The sequence below is a fragment of the Pseudomonas macauensis genome, from assembly GCF_047902425.1.
GTDB lineage: Bacteria > Pseudomonadota > Gammaproteobacteria > Pseudomonadales > Pseudomonadaceae > Pseudomonas.
The window spans coordinates 4712007-4734474 of the sequence record NZ_CP138377.1; the positions used below are offsets into that span (position 1 = coordinate 4712007).

Sequence of the window (22468 nt, forward strand, 5' to 3'; positions counted from 1 at the left end):
GACGTCCGCAGCCGTTATCCAAAGGCTGGGATGATAGCGGCTTCCACCGCCGTGATGGCGGATTCGCCGGCCACCGCCGCGCAGGCTGGCTATCTTTTCAGGACGGCTCGACGCGAAAAGGACTCTCCATGCAACGCCTCGTCAACATGCTCAAGGACCTCGCCATCCTCGTCCGCGCCAACCTCTGGCTGGTGCCGGTGCTGGCTGCACTGGTGGCCGCGCTGTTCTACTTCGTCGCCCCGCCACCGCCCATGAGCGCGACCCTCGCCACCGGCGCACCGGGCGGCGGCTATGCGATCTTCGGCGAACACTTGAAGGAGGAGCTGGCCAAGCAGGGCTTCGAGCTGAACCTGGTGAAAACCGCGGGCTCGCGACAGAACCTGGAGAAGCTGCTGGATGAAGGCAGCGGAGTGAACATCGGGCTGGTGCAGAGCGGCCAGGAGCAGCAACTGGAACCCGCCCAGCGCGGCGGCTTGCAGACGCTCGGGGCGATGTTCCAGGAGCCCCTGTGGCTGTTCCAGCGCCGCGACCTGAAGATCGACCGCATCGCCGACCTGCTGCCGCTGCGGCTGGCCATCGGCACGCCGGGCAGCGGCACCGAGGCGGTGACCGAAGCCATCCTCAAGGCCAATGACATCCCCAGCGACCCACTGCCGGCGAACTGGCAGGCCCGAGGCGGCAACACGGTGGCCAGTGAGCTGCTGGCCGGCACCCTGGACGCGGCCTTCTTCGTCGGCCCGGCGGAGAACCCGCTGATCCAGCGCCTGGCGGCCAGCCCGGAGCTCAAGCTCGCCGGCTTCCGCCGTGCTCACGCCTACGAGGCACGGATTCCGTTCCTCAAGCGGGTGGAGGTCAGCGAAGGCCTGCTGAACCTGGCGCAGAACGTCCCGGAACAGGACATGGCCACGCTGTCGCCGGTGGCGACCCTGGTGATCAACGACAACTTCCACCCGGCGCTCACCCCGCTGATCCTGGAGGCCGCGCGCCGGGTGATGAGCAAAGGCACCCTGCTCGACCCGGCCGGCGCCTTCCCCAGCGCCGAGCCGCGCACCCTGGCCCTGCAGAGCGACGCCGAGCGCTACTACAAGAGCGGCCCGCCACTGCTGCAGCGCTTCCTGCCGTTCCGCATCGCCTCGCTGGCCGACCGCTACATCATCCTGCTGATCCCCTTCATCGCCATCCTGATCCCGCTGATGAAATCCATCGGCCCGCTGTACCGCTGGCGCATCCGCGCGCGCATCTATCGCTGGTACCGCTACCTGCGCGAGATCGACCGGCGCCTGGACGAACGCGCCGGCAGCGCCGAACTGAGCACCGAGATCGAACGCCTGGAGCAACTGGAAGCCGAGCTGGCCAAGGTCGAGGTGCCGCTGTCGTACTACAACGAGCTGTACGAACTGCACCTGCACCTGAACTACGTGATCCGCCGCCTGCGCCAGTTGCGCCGCAACCGCCGCGAGCGCGACGCGGGGACGATGCCGGTGGCGGACTGATCGGCGTAGAGCACAGGTGCTCCGGGTCGGGTAAACTCTGGCGTTTTCCAATCATCTGCCCGCCCCGTCGCTACCCTGCCTGCGGCGAGGCCGGCATTGAACATCCAGGTCCGCCATGCCGATTCGCCACGCCATCGTCCACCTGATCGACAAGAAGCCCGACGGCAACCCCGCGACGCTGCACGCACGCGAAGCCGAGCTGGGCGACTCCCAGGCCATCGAGAACCTGATGGCCGACCTCAACGAGAGCTACAACGCCAAGCCGAACAAGGCCTGGGGCCTGTTCCAGGGCGAATCCGGCGCCTACCCGTTCAGCGGCTGGCTGACCGAGTACCTGGACGGCGGCAAGGATTTCGTCGCCTTCTCCAAGCAGGCGGTGGAGCACCTGAAGTCGCTGATGGAAGAGTCGAATCTGTCCACCGGCGGCCACGTGCTGTTCTGCCACTACCAGCAGGGCATGACCGACTACCTGGCCATCGCCCTGCTGCACCACAGCGAAGGGGTGGCGGTGACCGAGTCGCTGGAAGTCACCCCGTCGCGCCACCTCGACCTGGGCCAGCTGCACATGGCAGCGCGGATCAACATTTCCGAGTGGCGTAACAACAAGACCTCCAAGCAGTACATCTCCTTCATCAAGGGCAAGGGCGGCAAGAAAGTCTCGGACTACTTCCGCGACTTCATCGGCTGCACCGAGGGCGTCGACGGGCCGAGCGAGACCCGCACCCTGCTCAAAGCCTTCAGCGACTTCGTGGAAAGCGAAGACCTGCCCGAAGAGCAGGCCCGCGAGAAGACCGACGTGCTGGTGGACTACGCCACCAGCCAGGCGAAGATCGGCGAGCCGATGGCCCTGGACGCGCTCTCCGAGCTGATGGACGACCAGGCGCCACGCGCCTTCTACGACTACATCCGCAACAAGGACTACGGCCTGTCGCCGGAGATCCCGGCGGACAAGCGCACCCTCAACCAGTTCCGCCGCTTCACCGGCCGCGCCGAGGGGCTGTCGATCAGCTTCGAGGCACACCTGCTGGGCAGCAAGGTGGAGTACGACGAGGAACGCGACATGCTGATCATCCGCGGCCTGCCGACCCAGCTGCACGACCAGCTCAAGCGGCGCAAGAACTGAAGCCGCACCGTGCATGAAAAAGCCCATCGAGAGATGGGCTTTTTCATGGGGGAGACTTCGAGGCCGGGCCGTTCGCGGCACTCCACCGACGAACCGCCGAAAACCTCCACGCCACGGCTGCTAGAGTCAATTGAGGCGCCTCACTCTCACGGTGGCCGCCATGTCCGCCCACGCATTCACCGCCGCCTCCCCTCCGCGCTCCGGGTGCTCCCGGACGCACCGCTCGTACCTCGCACTGCTGTTCCTGCTCTGTGCCGGGCTCGTCTGCGCCGATCCCGCGCCGCCGCTTTCGCCCAACGTCGCGCGCTTCGTGCTGGCCAACGCCGAATTCAGTGTGATGCACGAGATGGGGCACATGCTGATCGCCGAATACGATCTGCCGGTGCTGGGACGTGAGGAGGATGCCGCCGACCAGCTCGGCTTCATCCTGTTATTCCGCCTCTACGCGAAACTGCCCCAGGACGAGATCGACGCGCGCCTGCTGGACATCGCCGACTACTGGCGCCTGGAATGGCAGACCCCAAAGCCACCGCCGGACCAGGTGCTGGCCTGGGACAGCCATCCACTGGACGAACAGCGCTACTACAACATCGCCTGCCTGCTGTACGGCAGCGACATGGGCCGGCTGGACTGGGTGCCGGCGCTGACGGGGCTGCCCTACGAGCGCGCCGTGTATTGCGACCAGGAATTCAAGCAGGCCAGCAAGGCCGTGAACTGGGTGCTTCACGTCCGGCGCACCCAGGCCATACGGCATCATCCCGGGGCACGCCTGGAGTTCGAGCCACCGCTGATCAATCTTGAGGAAACCGAGCAGCTGATCGCCCTGCTGCGCGACGAGAACCACCTCCAGGCCCTGGTGAACGAGGTGTTCCTGCAGTTCCATCCGCCTCGCCCGCTGACCCTGCGACTGATCAACTGCGGCGCACCGGATGCCTGGTACAACATCAACGCGGGGGAAATGGCGCTCTGTTACGAGCGCCTGCAGCATTTCCGCGAGATGGCCGAGAACCTGCCGCGCCTGCGTACCCCAGTGACGCGGCAGTGCCCCGGGCCTGCGGGGCTCAGGCCGGGCGGATGCTGAAGCCCAGGCGCGGGAAGTGCACGTGGACGGTGCCGGCGCGCGGGTCCTCGCGACGCAGGATCAGGCTTTCGCGACCCGCGTGCAGCAGTTCGCCCTCTACCGGGTCCACACCATAGTCGGTGGCGGCAATCACCACCCGCGAACCAGCCGTGAAGCCATTGGGATCGACAAAATCGTCCTCCGGCAGTGCGGCGGGCTGGCTGTCACGGGCGATCGCGATGGCCTCCTCCGCGCTCATCTCGCTGTGGGCGCCGTGGCCGAAGCCGAGTACCCGGCCCAGCCAGGCGCTGGCCGCCGGGTAGTCGTCCACCAGCGGCGCAGTCACCGGCGTGCCCTTGAGGAACCACAGGCAGTGGGCCAGGGCGAAGTCGGCGATCGACGGCTCGCCGAACAGGAAGTCGCCCTCCTCCCGCGCCAGTTGTTGCTCGATCCGCGCCATGAACACCGGCCACTGGTGCCGGGCCAGCTCGGCCGGCAGGCGGCTCGCGGTGCCGCCGCTGAACAGCTGGCTGCGGTCGGCGATGAAGGCCTTGAGGAATTCCGGCGGCAACTTGCCGAAGCGCACCGCGATGGATTCGGGCTGGAACACCAGGCTGACGGCGTGCTGGAAGATCACCGAATCGGCCCACTGAGCGAAGCTGGCGGTAGTGAATTCCTGGCCCTCGGGGAACAGCGACGGCACGGCCTTTTCCTGCTCCAGGCGGCGGGCGATCAGGGCGGTATCGCAGTAGATGTCGGCGCCGACCTGCAGCACCGGGGTCCGGCGGTAGCCGCCGGTCAAGGCCATCAGGTCCGGCTTGGGCATCAGCGGCGGGATGGTTACCGAGTGCCAGGACAACTGCTTGAAGCCCAACAGCAGACGCGCCTTTTCGGCGAAGGGCGAAGTCGGGTAGTGGTGCAGGATCAGCTCGGACATCACGGGCTCCAACAGCCTGAAGGTAGACAGGCAGCTTAACCCGCAGGGCGGCGGCAGCCTACCTCATGCCTCGGATAGGGCAACATCCACGGCAGTGATGGCCGGATTGGCCTGCACCAGGCGCTCCTTGGCCAGCTTGGTCAGCCCCTTGATCGCCCGCTCGCGGCGCAGCGCATCGCCCTTGCCAGGGCAGGCTTCGACATAGACCAGCGCCTGCGCCGGGCTGGAATGGAAGAAACGCGCGCCGCGGCCGCTGCGATGGGTCTCGAAACGGCGCTGCGGGTCATCGCTGATGCCACAGTAGAGCGCGCCGTTCTCGGCGCGCACCAGGTAGACGAACCAGGGTTTGGCTTCTGCCGCGGTCACGATGCCCAGACCCGTGCCTGCATGCGCTCGCAGTAGGCCACCAGCCGTTCATAACTGCGCGCCATGTCGTTGAGCGGGGTTTCCAGGGTGCTCAGCACCAGGTTGGCCAGCACGCCGTAGGCGGCGGCATCGGCGCTGCACGGCTGGGCGCCGCCATAGAACGGCAGGTCGCCGAGCATGCCATCGAGCGCTTCGAGGTCATCGCGGGCGAAGCTCAGCAGCTCCTCACGGCTGTGCCGGGTCAGGCCGCGGCCGCTGAGGTGGCCACGGATCTTGCGCTGTATGAGCTGCCCCACCAGCGGGCGCAGGGGCGCCGGGATGCTGCGGAACATCACGTCCTTCACCTGGCGGAAGCCCTGATCGTCGAGCCAGCGGAAGTACACCAGCAGTGGCACCAGGTGCTCGTCGCACATCCGGGTGATCGACACCGCCCAGCCACGGCCGCGCGCGTCCAACCCGGCGTCAAGATCGAATTCGTAGTACTGCTGCAGGGTGCGCATGATGATCGCGGTATCGGCGATGGCCTTGCCGTCCAGGGTGATGAACGGCAGCTTGCCCTTGGGCCCCTTGCGCGGGTCGCTCACATGCTTGATCTGGTATTCCAGCCCGGCCAGGCGCAGGAAGGTTTCCAGCTTCAGGCAGAAGGGACTGACGTTGGGCACATTGAACGCGGGCGGGAACTGAAAAAGAGTGATCATGGCGGCATCCTGTCGGAGTCGCCTGTCATTTAAGCCTATCCGCCCCGCGCGGGCGAGCCCGGCACCTTGACATCAGGCCGTCGCGCCCCGCTGTGCGCGGTAGGCGGCAAGTGCCCTGGCCGCCTGGGCGCGGATCGAGGCCTGCACCGGAGGTGCCCAGCCCAGTAGGGCTCCCTTGGCGCCGAGGGCCTGGCGCGACCATTTCCACAGGTCGAACGAATCCACATGCTGACAGATCAATCCGTCGCGGAAGTGGAAATGTGCCTGGATGTGATTGATCACTTTCCGACCGGTCTGGGTAAAGGTGTAGGACGCCACCCAGCGCGCCGAACCCCGCGTCTCGTCGGCCTCCACGCCCTCGTAGCTGAGCGAGAAATCCTCGGCGCGGGCGGTGAGCATGCGCCACATGTCGCCGGCTTCGGCGCCACGCAGGTCGGTGAAGACCGGGTCGCTGAACCGCACATCGGCACTGTAGCAGGCAGCCATGGCCTCGCCATCGCGGCGCTGGAAGGCCTGGTAGAAGCGTTTGATCAACTGGGCATTGGGATGGGCCATGGCGGCGCTCGCAGGATGGGGTTGAGCGCAGTTTCGATGAAGCCTGGGCTGGACACGATTGGCAATATCGACAAAATTATGATCGATAACGCCAAAATCGCAGTGAGACGTCATGTTCAGGATAGCCCTGTTCGTCTGCCCGCAAACGCTATGTTCCAGCCTTGGCCTGGCCATGGATGCCTTCCACCTGGCCAACCGGCTCGCCGGCCGGCGTCTCTTCGAGGTCTTGCGCGTGAGCGCCGACGGCATGCCGGTTGCCCTCTCCTTCGGACGCATTGAAGTCGAAGGCGGTCTCGACCTCGCCAGCGACTGCAGTCTGCTGCTGATCCCCGCCACCGGACCGGACGTGGCCGCCACCTGCCGCGCCAATCAACCGCTGCTCGCCTGGCTACGCGCCGCGCCTACCGGCGTCGAACTGGGCAGCCTGTGCAGCAGCGCCTTCCTGCTCGCCGAAGCGGGAGTGCTGGATGGCCGTCGCGCCACCACCCACTGGGCGCTGGAGGCGGCCTTCCGCGAGCGTTATCCACAGGTGAACCTGGACATCGACGCACTCTGTACCGAAGACAGCGGCCGTCTCTGCTCCGGCGGCGCGCAGGCCGGGCTGGACCTGTGCCTGTACCTGATCGAGCGCCACGCCGGAGCGGCCCTGGCCCGACGCGCGGCGGCCACCCTGGTGTTCGAGCATGGACGTGGCCGGCAGCGGCGCTTCACCCCGCTGCTGCCCGAGCCGGTCCCCGAAGGTTCGGCGCTGGCCCCCTTGCTGGAATGGCTGGAAGACAACTACGCCGAACCGTTCGACCTGGCCGCGCTGGCGCAGCGCGCGCATTGCTCGACGCGCACCTTGCTGCGGCGCTTCCGGGAACAGTTGGGGATGACGCCGAACGATTATGTGCAGCGCCTGCGCATCGCCTCGGCACAGGAGGCGCTGGGCGACCCGGGGCGCTCGCTGGAGCGCATCGCCAGCGATATCGGCTACGCCGACCGCGCCAGTTTCGCGCGGTTGTTCAAGCAGTTGTGCGGGGAAACGCCGGGGGCCTTCCGGCAGCGGTTGCTGGGACGGTCGGCGTAGAAATGTAGGAGCGAGCTTGCTCGCTCCTACAGGAAGAGGATCAGTGGAACCACTCCATCGCCGTGCGCCATACGCAGACGCCGACGAAGTAGGCCGATGCGACGAACCACAGGCCCAGGAGCCAGGGCTGGTCGTGGGGCTGCTGGAGGATCAGCAGCGCACTGCTGAGCATCCAGACGAAGGTCACGGCAATGTTCAGCGGCATGAACTGACGCACGCGGAACGGGTGCAGGAACTTCATCTTGGTCAGGGTCAGCGCGGCCAGCACCAGCACGGTGACGAAGCTCACCCAGGGATGCAGGGCGAGTACGTAGAAGTACACCGCGACCACGTTCCACGCGGCCGGGAAGCCGACGAAGTAGTTGTCCTTGCTCTTCATGTTGACGTTGCAGAAGCAGAACAGCGAGGACACCAGGATCACCCCCACCGCCAGCAACTCCGTGTGCACCGGCAGCGGCACGTAACGGTAGATGAAGATCGCCGGAATGAAGACGTAGGTGAGGTAGTCAATCACCAGGTCCAGGGTGGAGCCATCGAAGTGCGGCAGTACCGCCTTGACGTCGAACTTGCGCGCCAGCGTGCCGTCCAGGCCATCCACCAGCAGGGCGACGCCCAGCCACAGCAGGCACGCCTGGGGTCGGTTGTCGACCAGAGCCAGCAGCGCCAGAAGCGCAAGGATGACACCGCTGGAGGTCACCGCATGGGCGCTCCAGGCTTTGGCTTTGCTCAGGTTCACTGGCGATAGGATCAGGTTCACGTCGGCTCTCTTCCTTCGGACGGCGATGCAGGCGAGCTACTTGAAACGTTAGCCCATCCCTGACAAACCACTGCACATGGGAACACCGACCCGCCGGCCGAGTTCAGCGCCCGCGCATCGATTCCGCCTTGGCGGCAGTGGAAAGTTCCAGCATACGCTGTCGCGGCGGCGGGGTGCCATCGGGGGAGACGAGCGTGAAGGATGGGCCTGACGGAATACTGCCTGTAGGAGCGAGCTTGCTCGCGAACGGCATGACACCGGCGCAACCGGGGAATCCGTTCGCGAGCAAGCTCGCTCCTGCAAGATACCTCAGTGCAGGATCTGGCTGAGGAACAGCTTGGTGCGGTCCGACTTCGGATTGTCGAAGAACTGATCCGGCGGCGCCTGTTCGACGATCTCGCCCTTGTCCATGAAGATCACCCGGTTCGCCACGGTGCGGGCAAAACCCATCTCGTGGGTCACGCAGAGCATGGTCATGCCGCTCTGCGCCAGGCCGATCATGGTATCGAGCACTTCCTTCACCATTTCCGGGTCGAGTGCCGAGGTCGGTTCGTCGAACAGCATGATCTTCGGCTTCATGCACAGCGCGCGGGCGATCGCCACGCGCTGCTGCTGGCCGCCGGAGAGCTGCCCCGGGTACTTGTTGGCCTGCTCCGGGATGCGCACGCGCTCCAGGTAATGCATGGCGATTTCCTCGGCCTGGCGCTTGGGCAGCTTGCGTACCCACATGGGCGCCAGGATGCAGTTCTGCAGCACGGTCAGGTGCGGGAACAGGTTGAAGTGCTGGAACACCATGCCGACCTCGCTGCGGATCGCCTCGATCTGCTTGAGGTCGTTGGTCAGCTCCGTGCCGTCGACCACGATGCTGCCCTGCTGGTGCTCCTCCAGGCGGTTGATGCAGCGGATGGTAGTGGACTTGCCCGAACCGGACGGGCCGCAGAGGACGATGCGCTCGCCCTGCTTCACCTCCAGGTTGATGTCCTTGAGCACATGGAACTGGCCGTACCACTTGTTCACGCCCTTCATGGTGATCATCGTGTGATCGCCGATGGCCGGCTGTGCGGTCTTTTGGGTGGCTTCCGACATGATGACGAACTCCTAACGCTTATGGCCGGTGTCCAGCTTGCGCTCCAGGTGCATGGAGTAGCGGGACATGCTGAAACAGAAGATCCAATAGACCGCCGCGGCGAACACATAGCCTTCGATGGCCATGCCCAGCCAGGCCGGGTCCGCGGTGGCGCGCTTGATGCTGTTGAGGAAGTCGAACAGGCCGATGATGATCACCAGGCTGGTGTCCTTGAACAGCGCGATGAAGGTGTTGACGATGCCGGGGATCACCAGCTTGAGCGCCTGCGGCAGGATCACCAGGCCCATGCTCCGCCAGTAGCCAAGCCCCATGGCGGCGGCGGCCTCGTACTGCCCCTTGGGGATCGCCTGCATGCCGCCGCGCACCACCTCGGCGATGTAGGCGGCCTCGAACAGCACCACCATCACCATGGCCCGCAGCAGCTTGTCCAGGTTCATGCCCTCGGGCAGGAACAGCGGCAGCATCACCGAGGACATGAACAGCACGGTGATCAGCGGCACGCCGCGCCAGAACTCGATGGTGGTGACGCAGATGACCTTGATCGCCGGCATCTTCGACCGCCGCCCCAGCGCCAGCAGGGTGCCCAGCGGCATTGCCCCGCAGATGCCAACCGCGGCGATCACCACGGTGAGCATCAGGCCGCCCCAGGAGCTGGTGGAGACGGTTTCCAGGCCGAGGAAGCCGCCGTGCAGCAGCCAGAAGGCCACCAGCGGCAAGGCCACGAGGAAGCACGCGCCGTACTTCAGTTTGTACTGGAAGCGTTTGAGGAACAGCGGCGCCGCCCCGAAGATCACGAAGAGCACGGTGAGGTCCACGCGCCAGCGCAGCTCCTCGGGGTAGAAGCCGTACATGAACTGGCCGAAGCGCGAGGCGATGAACACCCAGCAGGCGCCCTCGCGCGTGCAGTCGGCACGGGTGGCGCCGCTCCAGTTGGCCTTGATGAACGCCCACTCCAGCACCGGCGGCAGGATCAGGTACACCAGGTACAGGCCCAGCAGCGTCAGCAGGGTGTTGAACCAGCCGGAGAACAGGTTGGCGCGCAGCCAGCCGAGGACGCCCACGCTCATCGCCGGTGGCGGCAGGTCGGGCTTGAAGGTATGAGTTGCCATCGAAGCCTCCCTATCTCTCGATCAGCGCGATGCGCTTGTTGTACCAGTTCATCAGCAGCGAAATGCTGATGCTGATGGCCAGGTACACGCTCATGGTGATGGTCATGGTCTCGATGGCCTGGCCGGTCTGGTTGAGCACCGTGCCGGCGAACAGCGAGACCATGTCCGGGTAGCCGATGGCGGCCGCCAGCGAGGAGTTCTTCGCCAGGTTCAGGTACTGGCTGGTCAGCGGCGGAATGATCACCCGCAGCGCCTGCGGGATGATCACCAGGCGCAGGATCTGCCCCGGGCGCAGGCCGAGGGAGCCGGCGGCCTCGGTCTGGCCGTGGCTGACCGCCTGGATGCCCGCGCGCACGGTCTCGCCGATGAAGGCGGCGGTGTACACCGACAGCGCCAGGATGATCGACACCAGCTCCGGGATCACCACCCAGCCGCCACGGAAGTTGAAGCCCTGCAGCACCGGCACGTCCCAGTGGAACGGCGCGCCGGCGAACAGCGATACCAGCGCCGGCAGCAGGATCAGCAACGCCAGGCCGCTGAGGAACACCGGGAAGGTCTTGCCGGTGGCATGGCGGCGGGCCTTGGCCCACTTCCAGATCACCACCCAGCCGACCAGCGCCAGGACGAATGCGACGATGAACGGCCCCAGGCCGTCGGCAGCCATCGGTTCGGGCATCTGCAGGCCGCGGTTGTTGACGAAGAACAGGTTGCCGAAGCTGATGCTCTGCCGGGGGCCGGGCAGCGGCCCGAGCACGGCGAAGTACCAGAAGAAGATCTGCAGCAGCGGCGGGATATTGCGGAAAGTCTCGATGTACAGGGTCGCCAGCTTGCGGATCAGCCAGTTGCGCGACAGCCGCGCCACGCCGAGGATGAAGCCGATGACGGTGGCGAAGAAGATGCCGACCACCGTGACCAGCAACGTGTTCAGCAGGCCGACCAGGAACACCCGGCCATAGGTGTCGCTCTCGCTGTAGTCGATCAGGTGCTGGGAGATACCGAATCCGGCGCTGTTCTGCAGGAACCCGAAGCCGGACTGGATGCCCCGGTGCGCCAGGTTGGTCTGGGTGTTATCGAAGAGAAACCAGCCGACCGCGACAACGACGATCACCGCGATGACCTGGAAGGCCCAGGCACGGACCGTGGGATCGGTGAGCGAGAACCCTCGCGGACGCTGGGCTTTGATGGAATTCTGCATGTAAGCCCTCTCGGAATCCTCCGCAAGCGGGCACGGGGCTACGCCCGCGTCGCCAGCGGAGGCTTCACGTCATCAGAAACAGGGCCGGCGCCCACCATCAGGGCGCCGGGCACACACGGGAAGGGTCAGCGCACCGGCGGTGCGTACTGCAGACCACCCTTGTTCCACTGGGCGTTGAGGCCACGCTTGATCTTCAGCTCGCTGCCGTCGCCGACGTTGCGGTCGAAGATCTCGCCGTAGTTACCCACTTGCTTGACGATCTGCACCACCCAGTCCTTGGACAGTTTCAGATCCTTGCCGTAGTCGCCTTCAGCGCCGAGCAGGCGGGCGACGTCCGGGTTCTTGGTGTTCTTGGCCATCTCCTCGACGTTCTTCGAGTTCACGCCCAGTTCTTCGGCGTTGAGCAGCGCGAAGAGCGTCCAGCGCGCGATGTGGAACCACTCCTCGTCACCCTGGCGTACCGCCGGGGCCAGCGGCTCCTTGGAGATGACTTCCGGCAGCACCACGTAGTCATCCGGCTTGGCCAGCTTGATGCGCTGGGCATAGAGCTGCGACTGGTCGGAGGTCAGCACGTCGCAACGGCCGGACTCCAGCGACTTGGCGCTCTCGTCGGAGGTGTCGTAGGTGATGGGGGTGTACTTGAGGTTGTTGGAGCGGAAGTAGTCGGACAGGTTCAGCTCGGTGGTGGTGCCCGCCTGGATGCACACGGTGGCGCCGTCGAGCTCCTTGGCGCTGGAAACGCCGAGCTTCTTGTTCACCAGGAAGCCCTGGCCGTCGTAGTAGGTCACGCCGACGAAGCTCAGGCCCATGGCGCTGTCGCGCGAACTGGTCCAGGTGGAGTTGCGCGAGAGGATATCAATCTCGCCGGACTGCAGCGCGGTGAAGCGCTCCTTGGCGGTCAGCGGACTGAACTTGACCTTGCTGGCGTCGCCGAACACGGCGGCGGCCACGGCACGGCAGACATCGACGTCGATGCCCTTGTACTGCCCTTTGGCGTCGGCGTAGGAGAAGCCCGGAAGACCGTCACTGATACCGCACTGCACGTAGCCTTTCTTCTTCACTGCATCCAGGGTGGCACCCGCGTGAGCGAGGCCGCTGATACCGAACAGGGCGGCGGTAGTCAGCACAGCCAGGGTGGATTTCACCATCTTCATCGATCTTCTCCGTTGCTTTTTTAGTGTTCTGGAGTCCCGGTTCCACCGCCGTACCCTCGTGAGGCACAAGCAAGACCACTGACGGGATGGAGACCTAAGGGTGAGTCTAGTCGGCTCTCGGAATCCGCACCGAGGCATTGCAGACGTCCCCCGAGCCCGCAGGTGATGCGGGCTGGAACGGGTATAAGAGATCATTGCGCATGAAGGCGAAGACCCGTCGCGCCAACCGATGACCACGGCGGACGACGACGGGCCCTGAAGCGGCCCAAGGCCCTTGCCACCCCGCTTGCGGTACAGCTTTCCGGATGGGGTCGGTAAAGTGTTACCGCAAACGGGGTGGCAAAGCCTGGAACCTGAGATAGCAAGGGCCGTACCAGCTCCGCGTCGCCGCCATCAATCCGCCAGCGTCAAGCCCCGCAAGTTATGGCAATGCGACATCTTCTTGCACAACACTTCCGACAGTTTTCGCGCGCGGTGCGCCTTTGCAGAGCGCCCGCCCCACTCTGGAGCCTTCATGACCCAGCCCCTGATCCTCGAACCCTCCCGCCCGGCCGACGCCTGCGTCATTTGGTTGCACGGCCTGGGGGCCGACCGTTACGACTTCGAGCCGGTAGCACAACTGCTGCAGCGCAGCTTCAACAGCACCCGCTTCATCCTCCCGCAGGCGCCAACCCGGCCGGTCACGGTGTTCAACGGCATGCCCGCACCGAGCTGGTACGACATCCTCGCCATGGCGCCGGCCCGCGCCATCGACCAGGCCCAGCTGGACGCCTCCGCCGACAGCGTGATCGCGCTGATCCAGGGCCAATTCGACCAGGGCATCGAGGCCCGCCGCATCATCCTCGCCGGCTTCTCCCAGGGCGGCGCCGTGGTGCTGCACACCGGCTACCTGCGCTGGAACGGCGAACTGGGCGGCGTCATGGCGCTGTCCACCTATGGCCCGACCTTCGGGAACGACGTCAGCATCCCCGCGCCCCAACGACAACTGCCCGCGCTCTGCCTGCACGGCACGCTCGACGACGTGGTGACGCCCGACATGGGCCGCGCCGCGTACGACTTCCTGATCGGCAATGGCGTCCCGGCGCAGTGGCGCACCTATCCGATGAGCCATGAAGTGAGCAACGAGGAACTCGGCGACATCGCCGCGTGGCTGCGCGAACGCCTCTGACCCCTCCTCCGCAGGAGCCAGGCCCGGCGCACGGCCAGTGGAGGCCGGGCGTGCCGGCGCCATCAGGTGGAGTGGCTGGAGAGCTGATGGATCGCCGGGCCGACCGCCGGTCGGCCCGGCGTGAAGCCAGATTGCCAGTATCCAAATCTGATTAATACTGATGGCTCAATGTGCGAATTGGACTACTAGGGAGAGTCGGTCGTGCACATCATCAGCTCCTTCCCCGCCTCCATTGCGCCATGAAGCCCGCGCAATGGACGGAGGATATCCAGCAACTGCAGCACCTTCGCCTGTTCCAGAACGTGGCTGCGGCCAGCCTGCAACAGCTGCTGAAGGACTTCCGCGCCTGCGAACTGGAAGCCGGTGAAATCCTCCTCTCCCCGTTCAACCGCAACCACTTCCTTTATATGGTCCTGCACGGCCAGTTGAAGGTGTACCTGGGTTCGCTCGACAACCAGCCGGTCACCACCCTCAACCCCGGCGACTGCGCCGGCGAGATCAGCTTCATCGACAACGACCACCCTTCCGCCTACGTGGTGGCCGCCGAATCGACCACCGTCCTGCGCCTGCATCGCGAATCGCTGATCAGCCTCTTCCAGCACTCCCCGCAGGTGATGCAGAACCTCCTGGGCGTGCTTTGCGAAAAGGTGCGCCAGGGCAACCGGATCATTCTCGACACCGAGCAGAACGCCAACATCGACACCCTGACCGGGCTGTTCAACCGGCGCTGGCTGGAGCACATCTACGACCGCGAAAGCACCCGCTGCGCGTTCAACGAACACCCGCTGTGCCTGCTCATGCTGGATGTCGACCACTTCAAGGACTACAACGACGAACACGGCCACCTGGCCGGCGACTATGCCCTCTGCCTGGTCGCCCACACCCTGCGCAGCCAGTTGCGCCCCAAGGACAGCATGGCGCGCTACGGCGGTGAGGAGTTCGTCATCCTGCTCCCGGAGATCGGCGTGGAAGAGGCCCGGCGCATCGGCAACCGGTTGCGCCAGAGCCTGGAGCAGGTGAAGACCTTCTATTCGCCGATGGGCGTGCTGCCCGGCGTCACCGTATCCCTGGGCCTTGCCCAGATGGACTACCAGGAAACCCTGCCGAACCTGATCCTGCGGGCCGACAGCGCGCTCTACCAGGCCAAGCAGGAAGGCCGCAACCGCCTGGTGGGCTGACCTGCCCGCACAAGCCGCGCGGATTTCCCGCGCCTGTCCGTCCCGACCTTTGCTAGAGTCCGCGCACTAGAACAAGACAGCCGGGAAGCTGACATGCGCAAAACCCTGATCGTGTTGCTATTGCTGGTGGCCGTTGGCCTGGGGATCTTCTTCAACCTGCCGGTGTACCTGGACCGCAAGATGAACACCGTGGCCAGCCCGCCACCCTACCCCGCCTCGGAATCCGCGACCGCCCTGCACAACACACTGTTCGTCGCCGACCTGCACGACGACGCCCTGCTCTGGGACCGCAACCTGCTGGACCGCCACGACCACGGCCACACCGACGTGCCGCGCCTGCTCGAAGGCCACGTCGGCCTGCAGGTGTTCTCCACCGTCACCAAGACCCCGCGCGGCCTGAACTACGAACGCAATGGCGCCGACAGCGACAACATCACCCCGCTGGTCATCGCCCAGCGCTGGCCGTCCCGCACCTGGAACAGGCTGCTGGAACGCGCCCTCTACCAGGCCGAGCTGCTCGAGAAGGCCGCCGCTGATAGCCAGGGCAAGCTCACCCTGATCCGCAGCCGCGACGACCTCGCCCGCTTCCTCGCCGCCTGGCAGAAGAACCCGAATCAGCTCGCCGGCGTGCTCGCCACCGAAGGCCTGCATCCGCTGGAAGGCCGGCTGGAGAACATCGATGTCATGTACGACGCGGGCTTCCGCATCATGGGCCTAACCCATTTCTTCGACAACGAAGTCGGCGGCTCCGCCCACGGCCTGAAAAAGGGTGGCCTGACGCCCTTCGGCCGCCAGGTGATCGCCCGTCTGGAAGAGAAGAAGATGCTGGTGGACCTGGCGCACGCCTCCCGCGCCCTGATCGATGACGTGCTGGCCATCGCCACCCGCCCGGTGCTGGTCTCCCACACCGGCGTCGAGGGCACCTGCCCAGGCGTCCGCAACCTGACCGACGCCCACCTGCAACGCATCGCCGCCACCGGCGGGCTGATCGGCATCGGCTACTGGGACGGCGCCGTGTGCGACACCTCGGTCAAGGCCATCGTCAAGGCCATCCGCTACGCCGCCGACAAGGTCGGTGTTCAGCACATCGCGCTGGGCTCGGACTTCGACGGCGCCGTACACACGCCCTTCGACACCAGCGGCCTGGCACAACTGACCCAGGGCCTGGCGGAAGCCGGATTCAGCCAATCGGACATCGCTGCCATCATGGGTGGCAACGTGCGTCGCCTGCTGCTGGAAACGCTGCCCTGAGAGCCTGCTGCCGTTTCGCCGCACCGCGTCGAAACGGCATCCGCCCCGCCCGTCAAGCCCGCGAAATCCTGTGGCACTTCGCCCTGCGGGCATCTTGCATTACACTGGCGGCCGTTCATTCCTTAACCAGTACGAGACCACCGTGCTCAAAGCACTCAAGAAAATCTTCAGCAAGGGCGAGGGCGAGCAGCCCGTCGCCACGCCGGCAGCCCCCGCCCCCGCTGCCTCCGAGCCCGCCCAGAGCGGCGAGAAGCGTCCGCGCAAACCGCGCAATCCGCGTCCTGAAGGCGAAGCCGCCGAGAAGCAGGCCCGCGCCCCCAAAGGCGACAAACCCCGCGCCGAGCGTTCCGAGAAAGCCGAACGCGGCGAAAAGACCGAGCGCACCGACAAGCCTCGCGAGCCCAAGGCCGACAAGCCGCGCCGCGAGCGCAAACCGCGTCCGCCGGTGGTGGACAACTGGAAGCTGGAAGACTTCGTGGTGGAGCCGGCCGAAGGCAAGACCCGTTTCCACGACTTCAACCTCGACCCGCGTCTGATGCATGCCATCCATGACCTGGGCTTCCCCTACTGCACACCGATCCAGGCGCAGGTGCTGGGTTACACCCTCCGCGGCCAGGACGCCATCGGCCGCGCCCAGACCGGCACCGGCAAGACCGCCGCGTTCCTCATCTCGATCATCACCCAGCTGCTGCAGACCCCGCCGCCGAAAGAGCGCTACATGGGCGAGCCGCGCGCGCTGATCATCGCGCCGACCCGCGAGCTGGTGGTGCAGATCGCCAAGGACGCCGTGGGCCTGGCCAAGTACACCGGCCTGAACGTGATGAGCTTCGTCGGCGGCATGGACTTCGACAAGCAGCTCAAGACCCTGGAATCGCGCTTCTGCGACATCCTGGTCGCCACCCCGGGCCGCCTGCTGGACTTCAACCAGCGCGGCGAGGTGCACCTGGACATGGTCGAGGTGATGGTGCTGGACGAAGCCGACCGCATGCTCGACATGGGCTTCATCCCGCAGGTCCGCCAGATCATCCGCCAGACCCCGTACAAGGGCGAGCGCCAGACCCTGCTGTTCTCCGCCACCTTCACCGACGACGTGATGAACCTGGCCAAGCAGTGGACGGTCGATCCGGCCATCGTCGAGATCGAGCCGGAGAACGTCGCCAGCGATACCGTCGAACAGCACGTCTATGCCGTGGCCGGCAGCGACAAGTACAAGCTGCTGTACAACCTGATCGCGCAGAACGACTGGACCCGCGTGATGGTCTTCGCCAACCGCAAGGACGAGGTGCGCCGCATCGAGGAACGCCTGACCAAGGACGGCATCAGCGCCGCCCAGATGTCCGGCGACGTGCCGCAGCACAAGCGCATCAAGGTCCTGGAAGGCTTCCGTGAAGGCAAGATCCGCGTCCTGGTCGCCACCGACGTCGCCGGTCGCGGCATCCACGTCGACGGCATCAGCCACGTGATCAACTTCACCCTGCCGGAAGACCCGGACGACTACGTGCACCGCATCGGCCGTACCGGCCGCGCCGGCACCACCGGTACCTCCATCAGCTTCGCCGGCGAGGACGATGCCTTCGCCCTGCCGCCGATCGAGGAACTGCTGGGCCGCAAGATCAACTGCGAGATGCCGCCCACCGAGCTGCTCAAGCCGGTACCGCGCAAGCACTGATCCGCTGCTGCACCACAAGAAGGCGAAGCCCCACGGCTTCGCCTTTTTTGTTTCCACGTTGCGTTACGTCCGGTGACGCCTTCGCCTCCCTCCCCCTTCCCGCGCCGCTCATTCATCCCGCCGGACCCGCCGGGACGACCTGGCGTCGGCCCCCGCAAACAATGGCAACACGCCATCCTCCGGCGTAGGCGCCAGTCGCGCGCCCTTTTCGATCATTTTTATTTACAGTCGTAAATTAATTCGCACGCTTCTTGCACAGCAAGCGAGAACAAGTCCAAGAAACCTCGGCGGAATCCTCCCATGTCCCTGCGCGCCAAACTTGCCCTCAGTTTCCTGTCGATCGGCCTGCTTCCCGTGTTGGTGATGGCCATCGTGGTCTACCTCCAGGCCAGTCGAGCCCTCGAAGAGCAAAGCCTGAATGCCCTGGAGGCAGTCGCCAGCATCAAGCAGCGGCAATTGATGGATGCCTGGAAAGCGCGACACGACCAGCTCAGCAGCCTCGCCAACAACCTCGGCAGCAACTACGCGGGCCTCGACAGCGACGCCCTGGTGACCACCGCCAACTACGACCGCCCGGTGTTCGAGAACTTCATCAAGACCTTCGGCTACCGCGAGCTGCGCCTGGTGGCCGGCGACGGCACCGTGGTCTTCAGCCTCGGGCGCGGCGCCGACTACCAGCAGAACATCGGTTCTCCGACCTGGCGGGACACGCCGTTCGGGCGCTTCATCCGCTCAGCCCTGGACAGCGGCAAGGCCAGCATCAGCGACCTGGAGCCCGCGCTGGACGACCAGCAACCGGTGCAATGGCTGGCCACTCCGATCAAGGAGAACGACCAGCTGAAACTGCTGCTCGTCCTGGAACTGCCGCTCACGGCGATCAACGAGGTGATGCAGAACCGCCAGGGCCTGGGCGACGCCGGGGAAACCTACCTGGTGGGCAGCGATGGCAGCCTGCGCTCGGACTCGGTTCGCTTCGCCGATCACCACGTGCGCCGCGACAAGGAAAACCCCGCTTCCCTGCCCGGCCAAGCCATCGAGAAAGCCCTCGCCGGTGAGCAAGGACGCCTCGCCGAAACCGGCCTGAGCAACGAGCCGGCGCTTAAATCCTTCGTCCCGCTGAACCTCGACGGCCTGCACTGGGCGCTGGTGGCGGAGATGGACCAGGACCAGGCCTTCGCACCGGTGCGCAAACTGATGTGGCAGATCCTCGTGCTCGGCCTGCTGACCCTGGTCGGCGTGGCCACCGGCACCTGGCTGGTCAGCCGCAGCGTGATGCGCCCGCTGGGCGGCGAGCCGGCCAGCATGGCCGCTCTGGCCCAACGCCTGGCCAACGGCGAATTGCGCCTCAGCGACGATGCCAGCGCCAGCAGCGGCCTGATGCAGGCCCTGCGCGAAATGACCGCGGCCTGGCGCCAGGTGGTCGAGCGCCTGCGCCAGGCCAGCGAAGCCGTGGGCGATGCCAGCGGCGACATCCTCGACGCGGCCGGTCGCACCAGCAATCACCTGGACCAGCAGCAGGAAGCGCTGGAAATGGTGGTCAGCGCCGTCGACCAGATGGCCGCCACCGTGCAGGAGATCGCCGGCAGCGCCAGCCGCAGCGCCGATGGCAGCGCCGCCGCGCGAGAAGCCTTCACCGCCATGCAGGACACGCTGCAACACATGATCGGCCGTCAGGACCAATTGCTCACCGGCCTGCGCCAGGCCGATGGCGTGGTGCAGACGCTGGCCGGCGAGAGCCAGCAGATCGGCTCGGTGCTGGACGTCATCCGCTCCATTGCCGAACAGACCAACCTGCTCGCCCTCAACGCCGCCATCGAGGCCGCCCGCGCCGGCGAAGCGGGCCGTGGTTTCGCCGTGGTCGCCGACGAGGTCCGCAACCTTGCCCAGCGCACCCGTAGCGCCACGGACGAGATCGTCGCCATCGTCGGCAGTCTCGGCGATTCCTCCGTCCAGGCCCAGTCGAGCATGAGCGGCGCCAGCGAACAGGCGCGCACCCTGGAACAGAACACCCAGGCGGTACTGGAAACCCTCGGCGTGCTCGACGAGTCCCTGCAGGGCGTACACGCCATGGCCTTCCAGATCGCTGCGGCAGCCGAACAGCAGGCCGCCACGACCCAGGAAGTGAACCAGCACATGCACCGCCTGAGCGACATGACCGTGGAAAACCGCAAGACCGCCGCCCACACCCGCGACTGTGGCGAGCACCTGCGCCGCGTGGCGGGCGGTCAGCAGGAACTGGTAGCGCAGTTCAAGCTGTGACCGCCCGCGCCCTTCCATTGTAGGAGCGAGCTTGCTCGCGAACCGCACCACACCGGAATCACCGGCAGAATGCGTTCGCGAGCAAGCTCGCTCCTACGAAGAGCCGCAGCCGACCACCCGCTCTTGCCGAGCAAGACAATAGAGTCCAGAATGGAAAAATAAATCCACATTTGGAGTCTCGCCATGTCTGCCGCCACGCCCCTCACCCTCAACCAGGCCGACGCCGAGCGCCTGCTCGAACAGGTCGACGTGCTCCAGGCGATGCGCGACATGTTCGCCGAACTGGCCGGCGGCAACGCCGTGCAACCCGCGCAGCAACTGGTGGAATTCCCCAACGGCGGCGGCGACTTCATCAACTACCTGGGCGTGCTGGCTTCGCAGAAGGTCTACGGCGTGAAGACCTCGCCGTACATCGTGCGCCAGCCCAAATCGCTGGTCACCGCGTGGAGCCTGCTGATGTCCATGGAGACCGGCCAGCCGCTGCTGCTGTGCGACGCCGGTAGCCTGACCACCGCGCGCACCGCCGCCACCACCGCCCTGGCGGTGCAGGAACTGGCGCGCCCCGATGCCAAGCACCTGGTCATCGTCGGCAGCGGCCCGGTCGCCCGCGCGCACCTGCGCTATGTCGCCGGCCTGCGCGAGTGGCAGAGCATCCGTGTCTACTCGCCGAACCTGAGCGCAGGCGTGCTGGCCCAGTTCGGCGCCATCGACTCCCGCGCCGAACCGGCCACCAGTATCGAAACCGCCGTGGCCGATGCCGACGTGGTGCTGCTGTGCACCTCCTCCGGCACCCCGGTGCTCGACCCAGCGATCCTTACCAAGCCGGCGCTGATCACCTCCATCAGCACCAACGTCGCCCGCGCCCACGAAGTCCCGCCGCACTCCCTGGCGCAGATGGACGTGTACTGCGACTACCGCGCCACCACCCCGGCCTCCGCCGGCGAGATGCGCCTGGCCCGCGACGAGCACGGCTGGGACGGCAGCATCTGCGGCGACCTGCCGGAACTGGTCAGCGGCCGCGCCGCCAAGCCGGACTACCAGCGCCACGCCTTCTTCCGCTCCATCGGCCTGGGCCTGGAAGACGTCGCCCTGGCCAATGCGCTCTACCACCTCCAGACCAAGAACGCCTGAGCCGGAGACGAACATGATCGAAGTCGACTTCCTCATCATCGGCGGCGGCATTGCCGGCGCCTCCACCGGCTACTTCCTCTCCCGTCACGGCAAGGTCGCCGTGCTGGAGCGCGAATCCCACGCCGGTTACCACTCCACCGGCCGTTCGGCGGCGCTCTACACCGTCGCCTACGGCACGCCGCAGGTCCGCGCGCTGACCGCCGCCAGCCGCGCCTTCTTCGACAATCCGCCCGAAGGCTTCGTCGAACACCCGATCCTCACCCCGCGCGGCGAGATGACCGTGGACTTCGAAGGCAACCCGGAAGAGCTCCAGCGCCAGTACGAGAGCGCCCGCGCCAGCGTGCCGGAAATGCGCCTGCTGGACGCCGACGAGGCCTGCGCCATCGTCCCGGTACTGCGCCGCGAGAAGGTCCACGGCGCGATGATCGACCCCAGCGCCGCCGACATCGACACCGACGGCCTACTGCAGGGCTACCTGCGCGGCATTCGCCGCAACGGCGGCAGCGTCCAGCTGGACAGCGAAGCCCTGGAAATCAGCCGCATCGACGGCAGCTGGGAAGTGCGTTGCGCGCAGGAAACCTACCGTGCGCCCGTGCTGGTCAACGCCGCCGGCGGCTGGTGCGACAAGATCGCCGAACTGGCCGGCGTCGCCCCGCTGGGGCTCACGCCCAAGCGCCGCGCGGCCTTCCTGTTCAGCCCGCCCGAAAGCGTCGACAGCCACTCCTGGCCGGTGCTGGTGAGCCTCGACGAATCCTTCTACTTCAAGCCCGACGCCGGCATGCTGCTGGGCTCGCCGGCCAATGCCGACCCGGTGGAGCCCCACGACGTGCAGCCCGAAGAGCTGGACATCGCCCTGGGTATCTACCAGATCGAGGAACACACCACCCTGAGCATCCGCCGGCCGAGCCACACCTGGGCGGGTCTGCGTTCGTTTTTCGCCGACGGCGACCTGGTCTCCGGCTACGATCCCGTCACGCCCGGCTTCTACTGGGTGGCTGGCCAGGGCGGCTACGGCATCCAGACTTCGGCGGCGATGGGTGAAGCCAGCGCCACGCTGATCCGCGGTGAAGCGCTGCCCGAGCATCTGACGCGCCACGGCCTGAGCGCCGAGATGCTCTCGCCGGCACGCCTGCTGCAGAACTGACCGTGACAGCCCGCGGGCGCTTGCGGCACACTCGCCAGCGCCCGCCCCACCGCCCCGAGAGCCGT

At 66.2% G+C, this 22468-nt stretch carries 20 protein-coding genes; 11 read left to right on the forward strand and 9 right to left on the reverse strand.

Features of this window, described 5'->3' with window-relative positions; genetic code table 11:
* Positions 1 to 128 precede the first annotated feature (128 nt).
* The 3 genes from SD196_RS21540 to SD196_RS21550 all read left to right on the forward strand — a co-directional run bounded on the left by SD196_RS21540 (position 129) and on the right by SD196_RS21550 (position 3697).
* On the forward strand, positions 129 to 1493 hold the full coding sequence (locus SD196_RS21540) for a TAXI family TRAP transporter solute-binding subunit (protein ID WP_343577604.1): 1365 nt from the start codon (positions 129 to 131) through the stop codon (positions 1491 to 1493).
* A gap of 115 nt (positions 1494 to 1608) precedes the next feature.
* The gene (gene yejK, locus SD196_RS21545; protein ID WP_331319167.1) at positions 1609 to 2616 is read left to right on the forward strand and encodes a nucleoid-associated protein YejK; all 1008 of its coding nucleotides are present in this window, start codon (positions 1609 to 1611) and stop codon (positions 2614 to 2616) included.
* Positions 2617 to 2776: 160 nt separating this feature from the next.
* Positions 2777 to 3697 carry a DUF4344 domain-containing metallopeptidase gene (locus SD196_RS21550; RefSeq protein ID WP_331319168.1) on the forward strand — a complete coding sequence of 307 codons (921 nt, stop codon included), beginning with the start codon at positions 2777 to 2779 and terminating at the stop codon, positions 3695 to 3697.
* Here SD196_RS21550 and SD196_RS21555 read toward each other — a convergent pair.
* From SD196_RS21555 to SD196_RS21570, 4 genes are all read right to left on the reverse strand, one after another.
* Positions 3678 to 4613 (reverse strand): glutathione S-transferase family protein, encoded by a 936-nt coding sequence (locus SD196_RS21555; protein ID WP_416310636.1) that lies wholly within the window; start codon positions 4611 to 4613, stop codon positions 3678 to 3680. The two genes, SD196_RS21550 and SD196_RS21555, sit on opposite strands and share 20 nt — an antisense overlap.
* A 63-nt stretch (positions 4614 to 4676) precedes the next feature.
* Complete coding sequence (locus tag SD196_RS21560; RefSeq protein ID WP_275608402.1) at positions 4677 to 4979, reverse strand: GIY-YIG nuclease family protein; 303 nt, start codon at positions 4977 to 4979, stop codon at positions 4677 to 4679.
* Positions 4976 to 5677 (reverse strand): glutathione S-transferase C-terminal domain-containing protein, encoded by a 702-nt coding sequence (locus SD196_RS21565; protein ID WP_275608403.1) that lies wholly within the window; start codon positions 5675 to 5677, stop codon positions 4976 to 4978. The genes SD196_RS21560 and SD196_RS21565 overlap by 4 nt, the downstream gene beginning before the upstream one ends.
* A gap of 72 nt (positions 5678 to 5749) precedes the next feature.
* A complete protein-coding gene (locus tag SD196_RS21570; protein ID WP_416310637.1) occupies positions 5750 to 6232 on the reverse strand; it encodes a nuclear transport factor 2 family protein in 483 nt (160 codons plus the stop codon).
* Positions 6233 to 6344: 112 nt separating this feature from the next.
* Here SD196_RS21570 and SD196_RS21575 point away from each other — a divergent pair, with 112 nt between their 5' ends.
* Positions 6345 to 7301 (forward strand): GlxA family transcriptional regulator, encoded by a 957-nt coding sequence (locus SD196_RS21575; RefSeq protein ID WP_416310638.1) that lies wholly within the window; start codon positions 6345 to 6347, stop codon positions 7299 to 7301.
* A 40-nt stretch (positions 7302 to 7341) separates the two neighbouring features.
* Here SD196_RS21575 and pcsA read toward each other — a convergent pair whose 3' ends face one another.
* The 5 genes from pcsA to SD196_RS21600 all read right to left on the reverse strand — a co-directional run bounded on the left by pcsA (position 7342) and on the right by SD196_RS21600 (position 12603).
* Positions 7342 to 8085 (reverse strand): phosphatidylcholine synthase, encoded by a 744-nt coding sequence (pcsA, locus tag SD196_RS21580; protein WP_370601703.1) that lies wholly within the window; start codon positions 8083 to 8085, stop codon positions 7342 to 7344.
* 282 nt (positions 8086 to 8367) lie between these two features.
* Entirely contained in the window at positions 8368 to 9144 is a 777-nt protein-coding gene (locus SD196_RS21585; protein ID WP_275608407.1) for an amino acid ABC transporter ATP-binding protein, read from the reverse strand.
* Between the two features lie 12 nt (positions 9145 to 9156).
* Positions 9157 to 10254, reverse strand: coding sequence for an amino acid ABC transporter permease (locus tag SD196_RS21590; RefSeq protein ID WP_275608408.1), 1098 nt, complete (start codon positions 10252 to 10254; stop codon positions 9157 to 9159).
* A 10-nt stretch (positions 10255 to 10264) separates the two neighbouring features.
* Positions 10265 to 11449: an amino acid ABC transporter permease gene (locus tag SD196_RS21595; RefSeq protein ID WP_416310639.1), complete on the reverse strand. Its 1185-nt coding sequence runs from the start codon at positions 11447 to 11449 to the stop codon at positions 10265 to 10267.
* 125 nt (positions 11450 to 11574) lie between these two features.
* Positions 11575 to 12603 (reverse strand): amino acid ABC transporter substrate-binding protein, encoded by a 1029-nt coding sequence (locus tag SD196_RS21600; protein ID WP_275608410.1) that lies wholly within the window; start codon positions 12601 to 12603, stop codon positions 11575 to 11577.
* Positions 12604 to 13117: 514 nt separating this feature from the next.
* Between SD196_RS21600 and SD196_RS21605 the strand changes: the two genes are divergently transcribed.
* From SD196_RS21605 to SD196_RS21635, 7 genes are all read left to right on the forward strand, one after another.
* Positions 13118 to 13771: an alpha/beta hydrolase gene (locus SD196_RS21605; protein WP_416310640.1), complete on the forward strand. Its 654-nt coding sequence runs from the start codon at positions 13118 to 13120 to the stop codon at positions 13769 to 13771.
* Between the two features lie 239 nt (positions 13772 to 14010).
* Positions 14011 to 14949 (forward strand): GGDEF domain-containing protein, encoded by a 939-nt coding sequence (locus SD196_RS21610; protein ID WP_331319172.1) that lies wholly within the window; start codon positions 14011 to 14013, stop codon positions 14947 to 14949.
* Between the two features lie 93 nt (positions 14950 to 15042).
* Entirely contained in the window at positions 15043 to 16200 is a 1158-nt protein-coding gene (locus tag SD196_RS21615) for a dipeptidase (RefSeq protein ID WP_416310641.1), read from the forward strand.
* Positions 16201 to 16342: 142 nt separating this feature from the next.
* On the forward strand, positions 16343 to 17869 hold the full coding sequence (rhlB, locus tag SD196_RS21620) for an ATP-dependent RNA helicase RhlB (RefSeq protein ID WP_275608414.1): 1527 nt from the start codon (positions 16343 to 16345) through the stop codon (positions 17867 to 17869).
* Between the two features lie 300 nt (positions 17870 to 18169).
* Positions 18170 to 20128: a methyl-accepting chemotaxis protein gene (locus SD196_RS21625; protein WP_343577587.1), complete on the forward strand. Its 1959-nt coding sequence runs from the start codon at positions 18170 to 18172 to the stop codon at positions 20126 to 20128.
* Positions 20129 to 20311: 183 nt separating this feature from the next.
* On the forward strand, positions 20312 to 21259 hold the full coding sequence (locus SD196_RS21630; RefSeq protein WP_275608416.1) for an ornithine cyclodeaminase family protein: 948 nt from the start codon (positions 20312 to 20314) through the stop codon (positions 21257 to 21259).
* A 13-nt stretch (positions 21260 to 21272) separates the two neighbouring features.
* Entirely contained in the window at positions 21273 to 22403 is a 1131-nt protein-coding gene (locus SD196_RS21635) for an NAD(P)/FAD-dependent oxidoreductase (protein ID WP_416310642.1), read from the forward strand.
* Positions 22404 to 22468: the final 65 nt, after the last annotated feature.